This is a genomic window from Herbiconiux sp. FW305-C-125, from assembly GCF_058783455.1.
The window spans coordinates 430439-448255 of the sequence record NZ_JBYSYO010000002.1 but is presented as its reverse complement, the minus strand read 5'-3'; the positions used below and the strand labels follow the sequence as shown (position 1 = coordinate 448255).

At 70.4% G+C, this 17817-nt stretch carries 14 protein-coding genes; 6 read left to right on the top strand and 8 right to left on the bottom strand.

The features are described 5' to 3' along the window. Window positions 1-71: 71 nt before the first annotated feature. Window positions 72-1583, bottom strand: a complete 1512-nt coding sequence (locus AC3WLB_RS09495; RefSeq protein ID WP_492505377.1) for a leucyl aminopeptidase — start codon at window positions 1581-1583, stop codon at window positions 72-74. Window positions 1584-1689: 106 nt separating this feature from the next. Here AC3WLB_RS09495 and AC3WLB_RS09490 point away from each other — a divergent pair, with 106 nt between their 5' ends. The 5 genes from AC3WLB_RS09490 (at window position 1690) to AC3WLB_RS09470 (ending at window position 7548) form a co-directional block, all read left to right on the top strand. Continuing rightward, a complete protein-coding gene (locus AC3WLB_RS09490; RefSeq protein ID WP_492505375.1) occupies window positions 1690-2622 on the top strand; it encodes a proteasome assembly chaperone family protein in 933 nt (310 codons plus the stop codon). Window positions 2623-2675: 53 nt separating this feature from the next. Beyond that, entirely contained in the window at window positions 2676-3992 is a 1317-nt protein-coding gene (locus AC3WLB_RS09485; protein WP_492505373.1) for an MFS transporter, read from the top strand. Between the two features lie 184 nt (window positions 3993-4176). Then, the gene (locus tag AC3WLB_RS09480; RefSeq protein ID WP_031283892.1) at window positions 4177-5505 is read left to right on the top strand and encodes an RNA polymerase sigma factor; all 1329 of its coding nucleotides are present in this window, start codon (window positions 4177-4179) and stop codon (window positions 5503-5505) included. A gap of 4 nt (window positions 5506-5509) precedes the next feature. Then, window positions 5510-6799, top strand: coding sequence for a MurT ligase domain-containing protein (locus AC3WLB_RS09475; protein ID WP_492505371.1), 1290 nt, complete (start codon window positions 5510-5512; stop codon window positions 6797-6799). Next, the gene (locus AC3WLB_RS09470; RefSeq protein WP_492505369.1) at window positions 6796-7548 is read left to right on the top strand and encodes a type 1 glutamine amidotransferase; all 753 of its coding nucleotides are present in this window, start codon (window positions 6796-6798) and stop codon (window positions 7546-7548) included. Before AC3WLB_RS09475 ends, AC3WLB_RS09470 begins: the two co-directional genes overlap by 4 nt. A 29-nt stretch (window positions 7549-7577) precedes the next feature. On the opposite strand, the gene AC3WLB_RS09465 is transcribed toward AC3WLB_RS09470, so the two are convergent. From AC3WLB_RS09465 to AC3WLB_RS09440, 6 genes are read right to left on the bottom strand one after another with little or no spacing between them, the layout of a single operon-like run. After that, the gene (locus AC3WLB_RS09465; protein WP_492505367.1) at window positions 7578-8453 is read right to left on the bottom strand and encodes a glycosyltransferase family 2 protein; all 876 of its coding nucleotides are present in this window, start codon (window positions 8451-8453) and stop codon (window positions 7578-7580) included. Beyond that, complete coding sequence (locus AC3WLB_RS09460) at window positions 8450-9547, bottom strand: glycosyltransferase (RefSeq protein WP_492505365.1); 1098 nt, start codon at window positions 9545-9547, stop codon at window positions 8450-8452. The genes AC3WLB_RS09465 and AC3WLB_RS09460 overlap by 4 nt, the downstream gene beginning before the upstream one ends. Next, on the bottom strand, window positions 9517-10590 hold the full coding sequence (locus tag AC3WLB_RS09455; protein ID WP_022897754.1) for a glycosyltransferase: 1074 nt from the start codon (window positions 10588-10590) through the stop codon (window positions 9517-9519). Before AC3WLB_RS09455 ends, AC3WLB_RS09460 begins: the two co-directional genes overlap by 31 nt. Then, window positions 10587-11738 carry a glycosyltransferase family protein gene (locus tag AC3WLB_RS09450; protein ID WP_492505363.1) on the bottom strand — a complete coding sequence of 384 codons (1152 nt, stop codon included), beginning with the start codon at window positions 11736-11738 and terminating at the stop codon, window positions 10587-10589. The genes AC3WLB_RS09455 and AC3WLB_RS09450 overlap by 4 nt, the downstream gene beginning before the upstream one ends. Window positions 11739-11792: 54 nt before the next feature. After that, complete coding sequence (locus AC3WLB_RS09445) at window positions 11793-12686, bottom strand: ATP-grasp fold amidoligase family protein (RefSeq protein ID WP_492505361.1); 894 nt, start codon at window positions 12684-12686, stop codon at window positions 11793-11795. Window positions 12687-12690: 4 nt separating this feature from the next. Then, window positions 12691-14778: a DNA gyrase/topoisomerase IV subunit B gene (locus tag AC3WLB_RS09440; RefSeq protein WP_492505359.1), complete on the bottom strand. Its 2088-nt coding sequence runs from the start codon at window positions 14776-14778 to the stop codon at window positions 12691-12693. A 205-nt stretch (window positions 14779-14983) separates the two neighbouring features. Here AC3WLB_RS09440 and AC3WLB_RS09435 point away from each other — a divergent pair, with 205 nt between their 5' ends. Further along, complete coding sequence (locus AC3WLB_RS09435) at window positions 14984-15217, top strand: DUF7455 domain-containing protein (protein ID WP_022897750.1); 234 nt, start codon at window positions 14984-14986, stop codon at window positions 15215-15217. A gap of 85 nt (window positions 15218-15302) precedes the next feature. On the opposite strand, the gene AC3WLB_RS09430 is transcribed toward AC3WLB_RS09435, so the two are convergent. Next, window positions 15303-17774, bottom strand: a complete 2472-nt coding sequence (locus tag AC3WLB_RS09430; protein ID WP_492505356.1) for a DNA gyrase/topoisomerase IV subunit A — start codon at window positions 17772-17774, stop codon at window positions 15303-15305. Window positions 17775-17817: the final 43 nt, after the last annotated feature.

Here is a 17817-nt window from a genome sequence, read left to right as displayed (position 1 = left end):
ATCAGGATCCGCCGCGCGCCGGATGGGCGCCTGGCGGAGAGGGGCGAGATTTTTTCGCCCATACGACCTTACTACGCGCGGGTGGACCGCTCGGCAACTCGCAGGAGGGTGCGCACGGTCGCCCCGGTCGGCCCCTTCCCGGTGAAGCCGTAGCCCGATTCCTTGTTCTGCGCCGCCCCCGCGATGTCGAGGTGCACCCAGGGAATCCGCTCGCCGGCCTCGTCGGTGCCGACGAACTCCTGCAGGAACACTCCGGCGATCAGCATGCCGCCCGCCGTGTTGCCGGGCTTGACGTTCGCGATGTCGGCGATGTCCGAGGCGAGCAGGGGCCGGAGTTCGGCCGGCAAGGGCATGTGCCAGAGCGGCTCGCCCACCTCGCGGGCGGCCTCGAGCACCTCGGCCACGAGCTCGTCGTCACCCATGGTGGCGACGTAGCGATTGCCGAGCGCGACGACGGCGGCACCGGTGAGGGTGGCGACGTCGATGATGGCGTCCGGATGCTCCTCACCGGCCGCCACGAGACCGTCGGCCAGCACCAGTCGTCCCTCGGCGTCGGTGTTGAGCACCTCCACCGTGCGACCACCGCGGATGGTGAGCACGTCTCCGGGCCGGATCGCGTCGCCCGACGGCATGTTCTCGGCCAGGCACAGCCAGGCGGTGAGGTGCACGGGCAGACCGAGGTCGGCGGCGGCGAGCACCGTGGCCAACACGGTCGCCGAGCCGGCCATGTCGTACTTCATGCCGATCATCGACACCGGAGGCTTCAGCGAGAGCCCGCCGGTGTCGAAGGTGATGCCCTTGCCCACGAGGGCGATGTGCCGCGTCGCACCGGCGGGCGAGTAGTCCACCCGCACGAGCCGGGGCGGCCGGGTCGAGCCCTGCCCGACGCCGGCGATGCCGCCGAAGCCCTCGGCCACGAGCTCGTCCTCGTTCCACACCCGCACCGTCACCGGCCGGCCCTCGGCCAGCGCGAGCACCCGCTCGGCGTACACCGAGGGGTAGAGATCGAGGGCGGGCACGTTCACGAGGTCCCGCACGAGCGCCACGGCGTCGACGGATGCGCGGGCCCGCTGCAGCGCCCCGTCGTCGACGCCGGGGTCACCGGTGCCCACCACCGCGATCTCGCGCGGCGCTGCCGTGCGCGCCTCCTCGTCACGACCGGTGCCGCGGTAGTCGGTGTAGTCGTACGAGCCGAGTCCCGCGCCCTCGAGCACGGCCTCGAGCTCCTCCGCCGTGGCCGGGCCGAAGTCGAGCACCAGGCGGTCGCGGCCGCCGAGCCGCCGGGCGGCGACGCCCGCCGCGTAGCGCAGCTCCTCGGCGCCCACCACCCCGGCAGCGCCGAGACCGACGACCGCGATGCTCTTCGCGGTCACCCCGGCCGGCGCCGGCAGCCGCACCAGTTCGTCCTTCTTGCCCGCGAACCCGACCGCGGCGAGCTCGTCCGCCACGTCGCTCAGTGCCGCGCCGCGCACGGTGGCGGTCTCCGATCCTTTCTCGCCGGTGAGCGAGGCCGCGACGACGAGGATGTCGTCGGCGGCTGGGGAAGGGGATTCGGACAGGACGGACAGGCTCGCTGAACTCATGCGGCCATGCTAGCCGCGCGCATCCGCCGGCTATTCCCGATCCGTGTTCGCTCTCGGCATGCCACGCGAACCGGCCGGGAGCAGGGTGCCGGTTTAGAGTTGACGCATGGAACAACCGAGCGGGCTCTATGAAGTCGTGGCCGATGCCGGTCTGGTTCCCGACGGCCTCAACCTCGTCGCCGCCCTGACCGGCTTCACGGATGCGGGGGGCGCCGTCGCCCAATTGGGCGAGTACCTCCTCGACACGCTCGAGAGCACTGTCGTCGCCGAATTCGACGCCGACATCCTGCTCGACTACCGCGCCCGGCGACCCATCATCACCTTCGACCAGGATCACCTGAGCGACTACCAGCCGCAGACCCTGCGGCTGCACCTGATGAGCGACGAGCTCGGGCAGCGCTTCCTCTTCCTCACCGGCTTCGAACCCGACTTCCAGTGGGAGCGGTTCACCGCCGCGGTGATCGAATTGGTGCAGTTGTTCAAGGTGAAGACCACCACCTGGGTGCACGCCATCCCGATGCCCGTGCCGCACACCCGGCCGATCAGCGTGACGGTGAGTGGCAACCGCATCGAGCTGATCGACGCGCTCTCGGTCTGGCGGCCCAGCACGCAGGCGCCGGCGAACGCCCTGCACCTCGTCGAGTACCGCTTGCAGGAGCTCGGGCATCCGATCGCCGGGTTCGTGCTGCTGGTTCCGCATTACCTCGCCGACACCGAGTTCCCGAGCACCGCGCTGGTGGCGCTGGAGAGCATCAGCTCGGCCACCGGCCTCATCTTCCCGACCGATCGGTTGCGCGAAGAGGGCCGCGTGTTCGTGGGCAAGATCGACGAGCAGGTCGAGTCGAACGCCGAACTGGGGCGCCTCGTGCACACCCTCGAAGAGCGTCACGACACCTACATGGAGGGCACGAGCCTCCGTTCGCCGCTCACCGACGTCGACGGCGAACTCCCCTCCGCCGACGAGATCGCCGACGAGCTGGAGCGGTTCCTCGCCGGCAACCGCGGCGGCGACGACGGCTCCGACGGTCTGCCCCGCTAGTCGCCGCACGCACGCGGCGCCTCGGGTGACGTGCCGCGGGTAAACTGACGGCGGTGAACTCCCGTCGGTCCTGGCTCGTCTTCGCCGTCGGCGTGTTCGCCTACATGGCGGCCGTGCTGCAGCGCACGACGCTCGGCGTGGCCGGGGTGGATGCGGCGGCCCGCTTCGACACCACCGCCGCCCTGCTGTCGAGTCTCGCGGTGGTGCAGCTCATCGTGTACGCCGCCCTGCAGATCCCGATCGGGCTCCTGATCGACCGCGTCGGGCCCAAGTTCCTCATCTGCGCGGGCAGTGCGGTGATGGTGGTGGGTCAGGTGACACTGGCGTTCGCCCCCACCATCTCGATCGCGATCGTGGCGCGCATCCTGGTGGGGGCGGGCGACGCGGCGGTCTTCATCTCGCTCATCCGGCTCATCAACTCGTGGTTCCAGGGACGGCTGGTGCCCCAGCTGTCGCAGTGGACCGGCAACGTCGGGGCGATCGGCCAAGTGCTCTCAGCCTTGCCGTTCGCCTGGATCCTCCACCAGGCGGGCTGGACGGTGGCGTTCTCGGCGGCCGCCGCGCTCTCCTTCGCGGGCTTCGTGCTCGGCGTGGCGCTGTTGGCGAACCGCCCGGCAGGTGTGCCAGAGCCCGCCCGCGCAGCATCGACGAAAGAGGTCGTGCAGGGGCTCGTGCAGACCGTGCGCCGGCCGGGCACCCAGCTCGGCTTCTGGTCGCACTACATCACGCAGTCCTCCGGCACCGTCTTCGCGCTGTTCTGGGGCTTCCCGTTCATGGTGTCGGCGCTCGGGCTCGAGCCGGGCTTCGCATCCTTCTTGTTGGTGCTGATCGTGCTGTCGGGCCTCGTCGCCGGGCCGGTGCTCGGCATCCTCACCGCCCGTTTCCCGCTCCGCCGGTCGAACCTCGTGCTCGGCATCACCGGCGTGCTCGGGCTGGTCTGGGCCGTCCTGCTCGTCTGGCCGGGCGTGCCGCCGACCTGGCTCCTGATCGTGCTGGTCGTCGCGCTCGGGGTGGGCGGGCCGGGTTCCCTGATCGGGTTCGACTTCGCCCGCTCGTTCAATCCCATCCGCTCACTCGGCTCGGCCAACGGCATCGTGAACGTCGGCGGGTTCACCGCGAGTTTCGTGACGATGTTCCTCATCGGGGTACTGCTCGACGTGCAGTTCGACGCGGGGCTGAGCTCGAGCCTCTACGACCTCGATGCATTCCGGCGTGCATTCGCGGTGCAATACCTGGTGATCGGCTTCGGTGTGGTCATGTTCGTACGCGCGCGCCGGCGCACCCGCCGCAAGCTCGAGGAGGACGAGGGAATATCGGTGGGCCCCATCTGGGTTGCACTGTACAGAGCATGGAAGCGCCGGGGGGCCTGACGGCGTTCCGCCCAGCATTTCCATGTAATAATTGATGATCGAGACCCGTTCTTGTGCACGGATGCAGCATCTCTTTCGGCTGCAAAACCCCGGCACTTGACATGGGTCTTAGTAATGTCCGAAAACATCTTCACGCGCGGGGAATCTTGCCAGGGATTCACTCCTCCCGTTCCCGTCGCGTGGCATGAAAGGTGATGGAATGGCCACCCCCAAGTCCGCAGACATCCTCGAGCAGGCAACGGCGCCTGACGAGGTCGAGTCGGCTCCGTCGCGCCCAACAGGCAAGCGCGGGCCGGCGAAGAAGACCGCAGCGAAGGCTGCTCCGAAGAAGGCGTCGAAAGCCACGGCGAAGAACGACGACGACGAGGCGGAGGACATCGATCCCGACGACGAGGCGGTCATCGACGACGACAGCGCCGACGACGCGACCGACGACGTCGAGGCCGGTGCCGACGACGCCGAGGGCGACGACGCGGATGGCGAGAGCGACGACAAGACCGCGAAGCCGGCCGCCGAGGAGGAGGCGCTCCCGAGCGGTGCCCTCGTGCTCTCGCTGGTCGACGACGAGGACGACGTTCCCGTCTACTCCACCACCATCACGGGTGCCACCGCCGACCCGGTCAAGGACTACCTGAAGCAGATCGGCAAGGTCGCCCTGCTGAACGCGGCCGAAGAGGTCGAGTTGGCCATGCGCATCGAGGCGGGCCTCTTCGCCGAGGACAAGCTGGCCAGCAGCGACAACCTCACCCCGCAGCTCAAGCGCGAGCTGCAGTGGGTGGCGAAGGACGGTCAGCGTGCCAAGAGCCACCTGCTGGGCGCGAACCTCCGCCTCGTCGTCTCGCTCGCGAAGCGCTACACCGGTCGCGGAATGCAGTTCCTCGACCTGATCCAGGAGGGCAACCTGGGCCTCATCCGTGCGGTCGAGAAGTTCGACTACACGAAGGGCTTCAAGTTCTCCACCTATGCCACCTGGTGGATCCGTCAGGCCATCACCCGCGCCATGGCCGACCAGGCGCGCACCATCCGCATCCCCGTGCACATGGTCGAGGTCATCAACAAGCTGGCCCGCGTGCAGCGGCAGATGCTGCAAGACCTCGGTCGCGAGCCCACGCCCGAGGAGCTCAGCCGCGAGCTCGACATGACGCCCGAGAAGGTCGTCGAGGTGCAGAAGTACGGCCGCGAGCCGATCTCGCTGCACACCCCGCTCGGCGAGGACGGCGACAGCGAGTTCGGTGACCTGATCGAAGACACCGAGGCCGTCGTGCCGGCGGATGCGGTGGGCTTCACGATGCTGCAGAAGCAGCTGGAGTCGCTGCTCGACTCGCTCTCCGAGCGCGAGGCCGGCGTCATCCGCATGCGCTTCGGGCTGGGCGACGGCATGCCGAAGACGCTCGACCAGATCGGTGACACCTTCGGCGTGACGCGCGAGCGCATCCGTCAGATCGAGTCGAAGACGATGGCGAAGCTGCGCCACCCGTCCCGGTCGCAGTCGCTGCGCGACTACCTCGAGTAGGCCCATGGGCCTCCGCACGGCAGCGGCCGTCCTGGTCGGGCGGGCCGTCCGCGTCGCCGCGCGCCTGCGCGGCGGCGGATCGGCGATCCCCGGTGCGACGGCGTTGAAGATCGACCCCGGATTCCTCGAGCGCACGATCGCGCGGATTCCGGATGGCGTCGTGGCCGTCTCCGGGTCGAACGGCAAGTCGACCACCACCAACATGCTCGCCGCCATCATGCGGCAGCACGGCCTGAAGGTGTTCACGAACCCGTCGGGCGGCAACCTGCCGCAGGGCATCGCCTCGGCGTTGCTCTCGGAGGTGTCGGTGGGGGGCCGGCTCGACTCCGACATCGCGATCCTCGAGGTCGACGAGGGGTACGGCACGAAGCTCGCCGAGCTGTTGAAGCCTCGCACGGTGCTGCTGCTGAACATCCAGATCGACCAGCTCAACCGCTATCACGAGCCGGACCGGGTGGCGGCCATGCTCGGCCGGGTGGCCGCCTCCGCCACCGAGGGCCTCGTGCTGAACCGCGAGGACAACTTCCTGGTCGATCTCGACACGCGCATCCCGGCCCGGGAGGGGCGCGTCGTCTCCTTCTTCGGCGGCGTGCCGGCGCTGGTCGACGCGGCCAGCCACGGCGTGGCGTCGGCCGACCGCTTCGGCGAGGCGACGGTGGCGCCGGGGTCGCGCCCGGCAGCCGTCGAGGTGGTGGAGCTCACCGGAGCGCGCGCGACGCTCGACATCGACGGCGTGCGGCTGAGTGTGAAGCTGCCGGCGCGGGGGATGCACTACGCGCTCGACGCGGCGGGAGCTGCCGCTGCCGCTCGCAGCGTGCTCGGTGACCGATTCCGGCCCGAGCTCGTCTCCGCCGCCCTCGACTCCCTCGAGACCGTCTACGGGCGGGGCGAACTGCTCGAGGTGGCCGGCGAGCAGATCGAGATCATCATGATGAAGAACCCGGCGAGCCTCCAGCTCAACCTCGACTCGCTGGAACGTGCGCCGGAGCAGGTCTTCCTCGCGGTGGACGAGGGCACGCCCGACCCGTCGTGGATCTACGACATCGACTTCTCGGCCCTCGACCACGTCGACGGGATCACCGGATCGAAGGCGTGGCAGTTCGCGGTGCGGCTCGGGTATCTCGGCATCCCGGTCGGCTCGGTCGATCTCGACGTGCGCGCGGCGCTGAAGGCGTTCCTGGCGCTGCCGAAGCCCTCGACCGGTCACAAGGTGATGATCTTGAACTACGAGCAGATGATGCTGATCCGCAAGATCCTCGGTTTCAAGGAGCTCGAGGGCGGGGGACAGGCATGAGCGGGGCGTTGCGCATCCTGCACCTGTTCCCGCGCCTCCTGGGGCTGAACGGGGAGAGCGGCAACGTCGAGATCCTCCGCCTGCGCTCCGAGTGGCGGGGGCTGCCGGTCGAGGTGACGACGTACGACGGCGGGGCTGCCGGCGACGACGCATCCGGCTTCGACGACCCCGACCTGGTGTTCATCGGAAGTGGGCCGGTCTCGGCGGAGGTGCTCGCGCATCCGCTCGTGCTGGCGATCGCGCCGGCGTTGCGCACGCTGGCCGCCGACGGCCGGCCGTTCCTGGCGATCGGCGCCGGGTTCCAGTTGCTCGGCGAGAGCGTGACCTTGGAGAACGGCGAGGTGCTCGAGGGTGCCGGCGTGTTCCCGGTCACGACGCGGCACGGCGGCACCCGGGTGGTGGGCGACTTCGTGGTGGAGTCACCACGACTCGGCACCGTGGTGGGGTTCGAGAACCGGGGGTCGTTCGTCGACGTGGGCGCGCATCCGACGCTCGGGCGCGTCGTCTACGGCCGCGGCAACACGGAGAGCACGGGCGAGGAGGGCTTCTGGGAGGGCAACCTCCTCGGCACGCACTTGCACGGGCCGGTGCTCGCCAACAACCCGGGGCTGGCCGACTCGCTGCTCGACACGGCGCGGGCGCGCCGCGGTTTGCAGTACACGGATGCCGCTCCGACCGCTCTGCGCGAGATCGACGAGCGCGCTCGGCACGCCCGCGAGACGATCGCGGCGGCGCCCCTCTCGGAGTAGCGCTCACCTCTACCCGTCAGGTTTGGTCGCTATGACGCGGTTTCAGCGACCAGGCCTGACGGATCGATGGTGAGCTCGACGGTCTCCGGCGTGCGGTGGATGAGGCCCTGACGCTCGAAGGCGTCGAGCCAGCCGATCATGGGCCACACGCCCCAGCGGTCGTGGAACAGCCGTGCGTTGCGCACGATGTCGTCGAGATGTCCGACCGGTGGGCTCTGCACCGGGTGGTGCTGATGGTAGGCGCGGGCGTCGCCGATCCACGCGAGTTCGATGCCGGCCGAGCGGGCCGCGAACGCGAAGTCGGTGTCCTCGCCGCCGTAACCGGTGTAGTCCTCGCAGAATCCGCCGATGCGCCGCCAGGTGCGTGCATGCAGAGCGAAGGAGAGCGACCAGAACAGCTCGTGCGTCCCGCCGAGCACGACCTCGCCCGGGCGCGGCGCGGGCCGGGCCGGATGCGGGCGATCGAGCGCGGCGAGGGCGTCGAGCGGGTAGCCGCCTGATGGCCGTGGGTCGAGGTAGGTGACCGGCCCGCAGAGGAGGTGGCCGGTGGTCGCCGGCCGGAGGGCTGCATCACGGTAGGCGCGGACGGTCTGCGGCGCGGCGAGGCAATCGACGTCGAGGAACACGAGCACCTCGGCGCCCCGCGCCAGCGCGGCTTCCGCCCCTTGGTTGCGCGCCCGCGCGAGCGGCAAGGGCCGCCCGCCGTCGGTCGCCGCGCTGTCGCAAGCGATCACCGTGAGATCGGTCGTCCCGCCGATCTCGGGCAGCGCAGCGACGTCGGGGTCGTTCATCGTCACCACGACGTGGTCATCGGGTGGCTCGATCGAGCGGCGGAGCGACGCGAGCTGGGCCGTGAGGTGCTCGTGCCGCCCGTGCACGATCGTCACCACGGCGACGCGGCTCATCGGACCGCCGCCGCAGTGGGCGGATTTCTGATCGCCGCGGTGGAGGCTGAGCCCACCGCGCCGATGATGGCCGCCGCGCGGGCGGCGCCGGCGCCGGAGTTCCAGGCCGACCAGGCGGCGCCGTCGAGTCGGCGGGCGTGCTCGAGCAGTGCCGGCCAGTCGCCGCCGGCCGCATCGTCGACGACGAGCGCCGGCCAGCGCGCGTCGGCGAGCACGGCTGCGGTGTGCCGCTGCTCGTCGTGCGGCCGCGGCTCGGGGACGACCACCGCTGGGATGCGGGCGGCCGCCACCTCGGCGATCGCATTCTGTCCGGCGTGCGTCACCACCACATCCGCCGCCCGGATGCGTGGCCACGGGTCGTCGACCCAGCGCCCGGCCAGGCCCCCCAGCACGTCCCAGTCCCACTCCGGGGTCGATTCACCCGCGCGGCGCAGCACCTCGGCGGTGAGTCCGCCGGCGGCACCGCCGAGCGCCAGCACCCGGGGTCGCCGCGACGAGAGCCCGTCGTCAGCGGCGCCGGCTGCCGGGGCAGCCGGGGCGAAGCGGGAGATCGCACCCACCGGCACGTGCTTCGCGCGGGCGGCCGCATCGAGCCCCGTGAGCATTCCGTGTGCTTCGGGCGGCCAGGCCGAGATGATCGCGCTCGACACCGCGAAGCCCAGGCGGTGCGCCTCGTCGTCACGGCGCCCCGGGAGCCCGACCGTCACGACGGGAACGCCGTGCAGGCGCGCCAGCAGCGCGATCTCGACCGAGACGTCGGAGACGATGACCGAGGGGCGCTCGGCGGCGATCCACGCCGCGACCAGCGCCATCCGGTCGCGGAGGCCGTCGTCGTGCAGCGGGACCCAGTGCAACCGTCCGCCCGCATCCGCTTCCCGTGCGCCGGGCCCGGCCGCGGAGCCGGCGGCGCCGGCGTCGTCGCGGGGGAGGAGCAGCCAGTCGCCGCGCCAGTCGGCCGGCCGCGGGAGCGAGGACAGGCCCGTGACGGTCTCATCGAGTTCGGCGGCGATGGCCGTCGCCCGGGAGAGGTGCCCGCGGCCGACGTGGTGGATGTAGTAGCCGATCACGCCGCCCGCACCTCGTGCGCAAGCCACGAGTACATCGCCTCGTACTGGTCGACCATCGTGCGCAGCGAGCAGTGCTGCAGCGCGTGCCGCCGCACCGCACCACGGGGCAGCGCGGCCGCGTCGATCATGGCGCGAGCGAGCGCAGCCACGTCGCCGGGTGCCGCGAGACGCCCGCTCTCGTCGCTCACGAACTCCGCCAGCGCACCGCGGTCGAATGCCGCCACCGGCGTTCCGCAGGCCATCGACTCCGCGGCGACCAGGCCGTACGGTTCGTCCCAGAGCGGCGTCACGGCCGTCACCGCCGCCCGCCCCACCCGCTCGGCCAGCTCCACCGTACCCAGGTGCCCGAGGTACCGCACGCCGTCGCCGAGGCGCGGCTCGATCTCGCGGGTGAAGTACTCCGGGTCGTACGCGGGACCGGCCAGATCGATCGCCATGCCGGCCCGGCGAGCCGCGTCGACGGCGAGGTGCGGCGCCTTCTCGGGCACCAGCCGGCCGAACCAGATCGCATCCGCGCCGCCCCCGCCCGCCACCCACCGATCGGTGTCGACACCGTTCAGGATGACGTCGGCGCGCGTGCTCGACGACCACTGCTCCGCCGTGAACCGGCTCACGGCGACGAAGCGCGCCGCGGGGGTGAGCCGGATGGCCGACTCGAGCCACGGCGTCGGCGGTGTGTGCAGGGTGGTGACGAGGGGCACGGCGAGGGCGCCCGACATGGCGACCGGGAGGTGGTGCAGGCTGTTGTTGTGCACGACGTCGAAGCGGCCGCCGCCGGCACGCCCCAGCTCGAGCATCAGGGCGAGGTACGCGTGGTGCTCCTGCATCCAGCCGAGCGGTGGCGCCCCGACATCGGTGCGTGCGACATCGCTCGGCTCGTAAGCGTCGACCTGCAGAGCGTCGGCGGCCAGCAGCGGATCGGAGCCGGGAGCCGCGAACAAGGTCACGGAATGCCCGCGGCGCTGCAGCTCGGTGGCCAGCGCGTGCGTGTGCGCCTCGAGCCCGCCGGCGAACGGCTCGGCCACCGGGAATCGGCTCGACGCGATGAGGCAGATCCGCAGACCGGTCACGACAGCAGTGCCCGGTACAGCCGGAGGTGCGCGGCTGCCACCTGCTCGCGCTGCTCGAGTCGGTCGCCGACCTGCGCCGGCGGCGGTGCCGGCATGCTCTGAGCCCGGCGCACCGCATCGGCCAGCGAGACCGCGTCGAGTGCCGTCTCGTCGTGGCGGTAGGAGAGCACGGGGCCCTGCTCGGCGTAGAAGCCGCAGTCCGGGGCGATGACCGCTGTGCCGAGGTCGCGGCACGCCTCGAGCCAGCCGGAATGGGTGCCGAAACGGTACGGCAGCACCGAGACGTCGAGCGACGCGAGGTACGCCCACAGCTCGGCGTCGCTGAAGAAGTCGTGCACCCGCAGGTCGAGTTCGCCTCGCGCTTCGGCATCGCGGAGGAACTCGGCGAGCGGCGCGTCGTACCGCGCGCCGTCGGCGAGCAGCACGTCGGAGTGTCCGTCGACCTGCAGCACGGCTCCCGGGAGCTCCCGCGCGGTTCGCGCGAGCACCTCGAGCACCGGCAGCGGGTTCATACTCGCCCGCAGGCTCTTCACGTGCACGCCGATCCGGAACGGCGCCGCGACGTCGCCGGGCATCCGGGCGGCGCGCGAAGCCTGCACACGCCGCATGGTCTCCACGTCCACCACGTGCGGATGCGGGACCACCTGCGCCGTGCGCCCCCAGCGCCGCCCGATCTCGACGGCGGCCCCCGGCGTCAGGGTGAGGAGCGCATCCGCCCCCGGCACGAGCACGTCGAGCTGGGCGTCGTGCTCCGCGCGCTCGGCGTGATGGGGGTTGCGGAGGTCGTGCACGGTGTAGACGAACGGCTTCCCCTCGCTGCGGAGCGCGGCGAGCAGGGCCCGCAGCTCGTCGGGCGTGCGCGCATCGAAGCCGAACTGCAGATGGAACACGTCGAACTCGTCGGCGTGCTCGTGCACCCACTCCGGCTGGAGCATCGCGGGCGGCCACCAGCGCGACACAGCCGAGCGACGGGCGTCATCGGGGTCCGGATCGGCCAGCCGCGTCACCGGGTAGCCGCCCGGGTCGGCCGGCGTGAGGTGCCGGATGTAGACGTGGGACGAGGGAACGGAGGCCACACGCACGACGGTGGTGGGGGCATCCGACTCCCGGTCGAGCGGAAGCGGATGCTGGAGGGCGGATGTGCTCACTCCTCCAGTAGAGGGTGCGAAACCGAACCGACAAGCGGCTTGACAACCGCCGGTTCAGTGATATCGCCGTGGCACCGTCCAGTGCCGGCCGAACTCCGCGTCGAAATGCTGGGGGTGGAACGGGCTGTCGCCGCCGGCCGGATAGCTGGTCAGTTCGCCCACCACCACACGATCGGGCAGATGGTAGAGGTCGACGCGCACGAAGTCGGTCTCGCGGGCGAGCGCTTCGGCCACGGCGATCAGCTCGCCGAGCCGTTCGGGGCGCGGCGGCTCGGGATCGGCGAACGGCGGGCCGCCGCTCATCGGGAGGTGCCGCCACTCGACGTCGAAGAAGTCCTGGGTGCGGCCACCGAACCGCCCGCCGTCGATCTGGATGTAGCGGCACCGGCCGTTGAACACGAAGAGCTTGAGGTCGTGCGGAATCCCGCCCCGCTCGTCCGTCAGCATCTCCTCGACGATCACCCGGCGCGGCACGGGCCCGTAGGCCCACTCCCGGTTCGGCCCCTGCCCGTAGAGCTGCGTCGACCAGTACCGTGCCGTGGCCACGAGTTCGTCACGCGTGACCGCGTCGGGCCGCACATGGCTGTAACCCCAGTGGGAGCCGGCGGGCGGCACCCGTGCATCCTCCGGCGCGCCGGGCGACACCACGATGCAGGCACCGCTGCCGTGCGTCGGTTTCACCACGTACCGCTCGGGAAGCGGCAGCGTGCGCAGCTCCTCGGGGTCGTCGAAGAGCCCGAGCAGCCGGGGCAGATACCCGGCCCCGACGACCCCGGTCACGTAGTCGCGCACCGCCGCCTTGTCGGCGAAGGTCACGAGCAGCGGACGGTGGTCGCGCAGCATCTTGTAGCGCACCTTCTCGGTGAAGGTGCGGGGCCGCCTGGTGCGCACCAGCCGGGTGAGTCGCACCAGCGTGCTGCGCTCGCGCCAGGATGCCCGTTCTGCCACGGTCTCAGACGTCGATGCGTTCGCGGGCGAGGTTGTCGGAGCCCTGGATGATGAACTCCTTGCGCGGCGCGACGTCGTCGCCCATCAGCAGCTCGAACATCTTCTCGGCCACCGCCGCGTCGGCCACGCCCACCCGACGAAGGGTGCGGTAGCGCTTATCCATCGTGGTGGAGGAGAGCTGGTCGGCATCCATCTCGCCGAGACCCTTGTAGCGCTGGATCGGGTCCTGGTACTTGCGACCCGACTTCGCCAGCCGTGCCAGCACCGCGTTGAGCTCAGCTTCGGAGTAGGTGTAGATGGTCTCGTTGGGCTTCGATCCGGGGTTGATCGCCACCACCCGGTGCAGCGGCGGCACGGCGGCGTAAACCCGGCCGTCTTCGATCAGCGGTCGCATGTACCGGAAGAACAGGGTGAGCAGCAGGGTGCGGATGTGCGCGCCATCGACATCCGCATCGCTCATCAGGATGATCTTGCCGTAGCGCGCCGCCGAGAGATCGAAGGAGCGGCCCGAGCCGGCACCGATCACCTGGATGATCGAGGCGCACTCCGCGTTCGAGAGCATGTCGGCGATGGACGCCTTCTGCACGTTGAGGATCTTGCCGCGAATGGGCAGCAGCGCCTGGAACTCACTGTTGCGCGCGAGCTTCGCGGTGCCGAGCGCGGAGTCGCCCTCCACGATGAACAGTTCGCTCTGGGCCACGTCGGACGAGCGGCAGTCGACCAGCTTCGCGGGCAGCGACGACGACTCGAGCGCGTTCTTGCGCCGCTGCGTCTCTTTGTGAGCGCGGGCGGAGATGCGCGACTTCATCTCGGCCACGACCTTCTCGAGCACGAGCGCCGACTGCGCCTTGTCGTCGCGCTTGGTCGAATTGAAGCGTTCGGCGAGGCCCTTCGTGACCACGTTCGACACGATCGAGCGCACCGCCGGCGTGCCCAGTACCTCCTTGGTCTGGCCCTCGAATTGCGGCTCGGGCAGGCGCACGGTGAGCACGGCGGTGAGGCCGGCCAGCACGTCCTCCTTGTCGAGTTTGTCGTTTCCCACCTTCAGGCGACGGGCGTTCGCTTCGACGCTCTGCCGCAGGAACTTCAGCAGGCCCGCCTCGAAGCCGGCCTGATGGGTGCCGCCCTTGGGCGTGGAGATGATGTTGACGAAGCTTCGGAACTCGGTGTCGTAGCCGATGCCCCAGCGCATCGCCAGGTCGACGGCGCACTCCCGGGAGAGCTCGGTGGGCACCATGGCGCCGTGTTCGGAGAGCACGGGAACGGTCTCGGTGAAGGTGCCCGTGCCCTGGATGCGCCAGATGTCGGTGATGGGGGAGTCGGGCGCCAGGTGCTCCACGAACTCCGAGATGCCGCCCTCGAAGCGGAACGTCTCGCGGCGCGGCTCCTCGCCGCGCTCGTCGTCGATCTCGAGCTTCAGCCCCGGCACGAGGAAGGCGGTCTGACGGGCGCGCACGACCAGTTCGTCGGTCTGGAACTCGGCGCCGCGGGTGAAGATCTGCCGATCGGCCCAGTAGCGCACCCGTGTGCCGGTCTTCCCCTTGGCGACCTTGCCGACCACGCGCAGTTCGCTGCCGCTCTCGAACGGCGTGAACGGCGCATCCGGGCTCGGCGGCTTGCCCTTGTCGTCGAAGACGCCGGGTTCGCCGCGGTGGAACGACATCGCCCAGGTCTTGCCGTCGCGGTCGACCTCGACGTCGAGGCGTTCGGACAGGGCGTTGACGACGGATGCGCCCACGCCGTGCAGACCGCCGGAGGCGGCGTACGACCCCGAGCCGAACTTGCCACCCGCGTGCAGCTTGGTGAAGACCACCTCGACTCCCGAGAGACCGGTCTTCGGCTCGATGTCGACCGGGATGCCGCGGGCGGCGTCGCGCACCTCGACGCTGCCGTCGGCATGCAGCACGACGTCGATGTCGGTGCCGAAGCCGCCGAGCGCCTCGTCGACGGAGTTGTCGATGATCTCCCACAGGCAGTGCATGAGACCGCGCGAGTCGGTCGAGCCGATGTACATGCCGGGGCGCTTGCGCACCGCCTCGAGTCCTTCGAGCACCGACAGGTGCCGGGCAGAGTAGTCGGACGGTGATGCCACCGGGTCTCCTTCGGGTCGCGCGTCGGATCGCACGGCGATCCGACACCAAGGCTAACCGCCCGCCGGGCCGCCACCGCCGCGCGACACCCTCGGGCCTATTCCCGGTACGCGCACAGCGAAACACAGCGGATTGTGGCCTCGCCGTTACTTAAGGGTGGTTTGATGGCACTACCAGCCAGTACACGTTCGAGACCCGAAGGAGCAGATGATGCAGACAGTTGCAGAAACCGGCGCTGTGTCCGATCTGGAGAACGCATACCAGCTCACGGCGGCCGACCGTTGTGACAGCTGTGGTGCCCAGGCCTACATCCGGGTCGACATGCCCTCTGGTGCCGAGCTGCTCTTCTGCGCCCACCACGGGCGCAAGTACCAGGAGAAGCTCTCCCAGGTGGCCACCGGATGGCACGACGAGTCAGCCAAGCTGAACGAGCGCCCGTAGTCAGAACTCGAGAACGGCCCGCCGCGGATCATCGCGGCGGGCCGTTCTGCGTTTCGGCGGCGCGACCTGGCGCGGGTCACCGCTGTCAGAGCCGGGTCGCGCCGATCGAACCGATCACGCCGCTGAGCGGAGTGCCCGAGGCGTCACGCTTGGCGCCGACCTCGGGGAGGGTGCGCGCCGAGCCGTCGGGGCCGACCGCCAGAGCGGGCGCCCGCCCTGCCCACGCGGCGCTCAGCACGTCTTCGCCCTTCAGGAAACGGTGCGCCCGAACGCCGCCCGTGGCCCGGCCCTTCGGGGGGAACTCGGTGAAGTCGGAGACCTTGCCCGAACCGGCATCGGTCCCGGCCAGCGTCGAGGTGCTGCCGGCGACGGTCACCACCACGGCGTCCTGGCCGTCCGGCACCGAGCCGAACCAGATGACGGATGCACCAGCGGCGAGGTTGATGCCCGCCATCCCGCCCGCCGCCACGCCCTGTGGTCGCACGCTGGCCTGGAAGAAGCGCAGCAGTTGCGCATCCGAGGTGATGAAGACCAGCTCGTCCTCCTCGGCGTGCTGCGCGACCCCCACCACGCTGTCGCCGGGCTTCAGCGCGATCACCTCGAAGTCCGGGCGCGCCGGGTAGCCGCCCGGTGCGACGCGCTTGACCACACCCTGCGCGGTGCCGAGCGCGATCGGCACCGCCGAGGTGAGTGACACGAGCCCGACGACCTTCTCGCGCTTGCCGTCGATCGCGAGGTAGTCGCCCGCCTTCACCCCGGCGCCGAGCTGCACCGAGTTGGCGGGCACCGCGGGCAGGTCCATCACGGGCATCCGGATGAGGCGGCCGGTGTCGGTGATCGCCCCCACCTCCGAGCGTCGCGTGGTGTCGACCTGGCTGCGGATGGCGTCGTGCTTGCTGCGCCGCTGGTTCACCGCGGGTGCGTCGGCGCGCTCCTCGCCGTCCTCCTCGCGGTCGACGCGCACGACGCGGCCGGTGGTGCTGAGGTAGACGGTGCACGGGACATCCGCCACCTCCAGCACGGGCTGCGCCTTCTTCGAGGTGCCGGCCAGCGACGGCCGCGCCTCGGTGAGCAGCGTGCGCCGCGGGGTGCCGTACTTCTCGGCCACCTCGTCGAGCTCGTTCGACACGGTGGCACGGATGAGGGCGGGATCGGCGAGCAGAGCCTCCAGCTGCGCGATCTCCTCGCGCAGGCGGTCGCGCTCGGCCTCGAGCTCGATGCGGGAGAACTTGGTGAGCCGGCGCAGCCGGAGCTCGAGGATGTAGTCGGCCTGCAGCACGCTCAACTCGAACACGTCGATCAGGCGGGTGCGCGCCTGGTCGGTGTCGTCGCTCGTGCGGATGACCTGGATCACCTCGTCGATGTCGAGGATCGCGATGAGCAGACCCTCCACCAGGTGCAGCCGTTCGCGGCGGCGCTCGAGACGGAACCGGGTGCGCCGGGTCACGACGTCGATGCGGTGGTTCACGTACACCACGAGCAGGTCGCGGAGGCCGAGGGTCAGCGGACCGCCGTCGACCAGGGCGACGTTGTTGATGTTGAAGCTCTCTTCGAGCGGGGTGAGCTTGTAGAGCTGCTCGAGCACCGCCTCCGGGTTGAACCCGGTCTTGATGCCGATGACCAGGCGGAGGCCGTGGGTGCGGTCGGTGAGGTCGGTGACGTCGCTGATGCCCTGGATCTTCTTGGCCGTCACGCCGTCCTTGATCTTGGCGATCACCTTCTCAGGGCCCACCAGAAAGGGCAATTCGGTCACCACGAGGCCGGTCTTGCGGGCGCTCAGCGTCTCGACCGAGACCTTCGCCCGGGTCTTGAAGCTGCCGCGGCCGGTCTCGTAGGCGTCGCGCACGCCGGCCAGGCCCACGATCGTGCCGCCGCCCGGGAGGTCGGGGCCCGGGATGAACGACATCAGGTCGTCGAGCGTCGCGTCCGGGTGATCGATCAGGTACCGGGCACCGGCCACCACCTCGATCAGGTTGTGCGGTGCCATGTTCGTGGCCATGCCGACCGCGATGCCGCTCGCGCCGTTCACCAGGAGGTTCGGGATGGCGGCGGGCAGCACATCCGGCTGCATCAGCTGGTTGTCGTAGTTCGGCACGAAGTCGACGACGTCTTCGTCGAGCTGGTCGACCATGAGCATGGCGACCGCGTCGAGGCGCGCCTCGGTGTAGCGGGCGGCGGCGGGGCCGTCGTCGGGGGAGCCGAAGTTGCCGTGGCCGTCGACGAGCGGGATGCGCATCGTCCACGACTGGGCCAGGCGCACCAGCGCGTCGTAGATTGCCGTGTCACCGTGGGGGTGGAGCTTGCCCATCACCTCGCCGACCACGCGCGCGCTCTTCACGTGACCACGGTCGGGCCGCAGGCCCATGTCGCTCATCATGTAGAGGATGCGGCGCTGCACCGGCTTCAGGCCGTCGCGCGCATCCGGCAGGGCGCGGGAGTAGATGACCGAGTAGGCGTACTCGAGGAACGAGTCCTGCATCTCCGTCGAGACGTCGACGTCGAGGATCTTCTCGGCGCCGGAGTCGGTGGCGGTGGGATCGTTCGTGGCTGCTGTCATTCCTGGATTTCTCGAGCGGATCTCGGGGTCGGGGTGGCGCGGG

Coding starts and splice junctions, on each gene's coding strand:
- AC3WLB_RS09475 (WP_492505371.1), top strand. CDS start 5,510: ATGGGCCTCCGCACGGCAGCGGCCGTCCTGGTCGGGCGGGCCGTCCGC.
- AC3WLB_RS09470 (WP_492505369.1), top strand. CDS start 6,796: ATGAGCGGGGCGTTGCGCATCCTGCACCTGTTCCCGCGCCTCCTGGGG.
- AC3WLB_RS09435 (WP_022897750.1), top strand. CDS start 14,984: ATGATGCAGACAGTTGCAGAAACCGGCGCTGTGTCCGATCTGGAGAAC.
- AC3WLB_RS09465 (WP_492505367.1), bottom strand. CDS start 8,453: ATGAGCCGCGTCGCCGTGGTGACGATCGTGCACGGGCGGCACGAGCAC.
- AC3WLB_RS09480 (WP_031283892.1), top strand. CDS start 4,177: ATGAAAGGTGATGGAATGGCCACCCCCAAGTCCGCAGACATCCTCGAG.
- AC3WLB_RS09490 (WP_492505375.1), top strand. CDS start 1,690: ATGGAACAACCGAGCGGGCTCTATGAAGTCGTGGCCGATGCCGGTCTG.
- AC3WLB_RS09430 (WP_492505356.1), bottom strand. CDS start 17,774: ATGACAGCAGCCACGAACGATCCCACCGCCACCGACTCCGGCGCCGAG.
- AC3WLB_RS09495 (WP_492505377.1), bottom strand. CDS start 1,583: ATGAGTTCAGCGAGCCTGTCCGTCCTGTCCGAATCCCCTTCCCCAGCC.